This window comes from Comamonas sp. MYb396 (assembly GCF_037479555.1).
GTDB lineage: Bacteria > Pseudomonadota > Gammaproteobacteria > Burkholderiales > Burkholderiaceae_C > Comamonas.
Genome location: NZ_JBBGYU010000019.1, coordinates 1 through 2,741 on the forward strand (window position 1 = coordinate 1; position 2,741 = coordinate 2,741).

Annotated in this window: 1 rRNA gene; it reads left to right on the forward strand. The window is 51.3% G+C overall.

The annotated features are described in order from the left end of the window. Positions 1-2,730: ribosomal RNA gene (locus WH265_RS24155) — 23S ribosomal RNA — on the forward strand; the annotation flags it as partial. Between the last annotated feature and the right edge of the window lie 11 nt (positions 2,731-2,741).

The window sequence follows — 2,741 nt, forward strand, 5'->3', positions numbered from 1 at the left end:
CTGCGTGAATACATAGCGCAGTGAAGCGAACCTGGAGAACTGAAACATCTAAGTACCCAGAGGAAAAGACATCAACCGAGATTCCGATAGTAGTGGCGAGCGAATTCGGAAGAGCCTTGCAGTGATAGTCAGTGTGTTAACAAAACGGAATGGAAAGTCCGGCCATAGTGGGTGATAGCCCCGTATGTGAAAACGCATTGGTGGTACTAGGCTGCAGACAAGTAGGGCGGGGCACGAGAAACCCTGTCTGAATATGGGGGGACCATCCTCCAAGGCTAAATACTCATCATCGACCGATAGTGAACAAGTACCGTGAGGGAAAGGCGAAAAGAACCCCGGGAGGGGAGTGAAATAGATCCTGAAACCGCATGCTTACAAAAAGTCGGAGCCCTTAGGGGTGACGGCGTACCTTTTGTATAATGGGTCAGCGACTTACATTCAGTGGCAAGCTTAACCGAATAGGGAAGGCGTAGAGAAATCGAGTCCGAATAGGGCGACAAGTCGCTGGGTGTAGACCCGAAACCAAGTGATCTATCCATGGCCAGGATGAAGGTGCCGTAACAGGTACTGGAGGTCCGAACCCACTAGTGTTGCAAAACTAGGGGATGAGCTGTGGATAGGGGTGAAAGGCTAAACAAACTTGGAAATAGCTGGTTCTCTCCGAAAACTATTTAGGTAGTGCCTCAAGTATTACCTGCGGGGGTAGAGCACTGTTTAGGCTAGGGGGTCATGGCGACTTACCAAACCTATGCAAACTCCGAATACCGCAGAGTACAGCTTGGGAGACAGAGCACCGGGTGCTAACGTCCGGACTCAAGAGGGAAACAACCCAGACCGCCAGCTAAGGTCCCTAAAACGGGCTAAGTGGGAAACGAAGTGGGAAGGCTAAAACAGTCAGGATGTTGGCTTAGAAGCAGCCATCATTTAAAGAAAGCGTAATAGCTCACTGATCGAGTCGTCCTGCGCGGAAGATGTAACGGGGCTAAGCCAGTTACCGAAGCTGCGGATGCACAGTTTACTGTGCGTGGTAGGAGAGCGTTCTGTAAGCCTGTGAAGGTGTCTGGTAACGGATGCTGGAGGTATCAGAAGTGCGAATGCTGACATGAGTAGCGTTAAAGCGGGTGAAAAGCCCGCTCGCCGTAAGCGCAAGGTTTTCTACGCAACGTTCATCGGCGTAGAGTAAGTCGGCCCCTAAGGTGAGGCAGAGATGCGTAACTGATGGGAAACGGGTCAATATTCCCGTACCGATGTGTAGTGCGATGTGGGGACGAAGAAGGTTAGCTCAGCCAACTGTTGGATATGTTGGTTCAAGCCTGTAGTCGTGCTCGGTAGGCAAATCCGCCGGGCTAAGATGAGGGGTGATAACGGGTCTGCTTGCAGACGAAGTGAGTGATACCCAGCTTCCAGGAAAAGCCACTAAGCTTCAGCTACACACGACCGTACCGCAAACCGACACTGGTGCGCGAGATGAGTATTCTAAGGCGCTTGAGAGAACTCAGGAGAAGGAACTCGGCAAATTGACACCGTAACTTCGGGAGAAGGTGTGCCCTCAGTAAGTGAAGTTGTACAAATGGAGCTAAACGGGGTTGCAAAGAATAGGTGGCTGCGACTGTTTAATAAAAACACAGCACTCTGCAAACACGAAAGTGGACGTATAGGGTGTGACGCCTGCCCGGTGCTGGAAGATTAAATGATGGGGTGCAAGCTCTTGATTGAAGTCCCAGTAAACGGCGGCCGTAACTATAACGGTCCTAAGGTAGCGAAATTCCTTGTCGGGTAAGTTCCGACCTGCACGAATGGCGTAACGATGGCCACACTGTCTCCTCCTGAGACTCAGCGAAGTTGAAATGTTTGTGATGATGCAATCTCCCCGCGGAAAGACGGAAAGACCCCATGAACCTTTACTGTAGCTTTGTATTGGACTTTGAACAGATCTGTGTAGGATAGGTGGGAGGCTTTGAAGTGAGGATGCTAGTTCTCATGGAGCCAACGTTGAAATACCACCCTGGTGTGTTTGAGGTTCTAACCTTGGTCCATTATCTGGATCGGGGACAGTGCATGGTAGGCAGTTTGACTGGGGCGGTCTCCTCCCAAAGCGTAACGGAGGAGTTCGAAGGTACGCTAGTTACGGTCGGACATCGTGACGATAGTGCAATGGCATAAGCGTGCTTAACTGCGAGACTGACAAGTCGAGCAGATGCGAAAGCAGGACATAGTGATCCGGTGGTTCTGTATGGAAGGGCCATCGCTCAACGGATAAAAGGTACTCTGGGGATAACAGGCTGATACCGCCCAAGAGTTCATATCGACGGCGGTGTTTGGCACCTCGATGTCGGCTCATCTCATCCTGGGGCTGTAGTCGGTCCCAAGGGTATGGCTGTTCGCCATTTAAAGAGGTACGTGAGCTGGGTTTAAAACGTCGTGAGACAGTTTGGTCCCTATCTTCCGTGGGCGCTGCAGATTTGAGGAAGCCTGCTCCTAGTACGAGAGGACCGGAGTGGACACACCTCTGGTGTATCGGTTGTCACGCCAGTGGCATTGCCGAGTAGCTATGTGTGGAAGAGATAACCGCTGAAAGCATCTAAGCGGGAAACTCGTTCCAAGATGAGATCTGCCGGGGGCTTGACCCCCCTGAAGAGTCGTTCTAGACCAGGACGTTGATAGGTTGGGTGTGGAAGCGCAGCAATGCGTTAAGCTAACCAATACTAATTGCTCGTGCGGCTTGACCCTATAACTTTGAT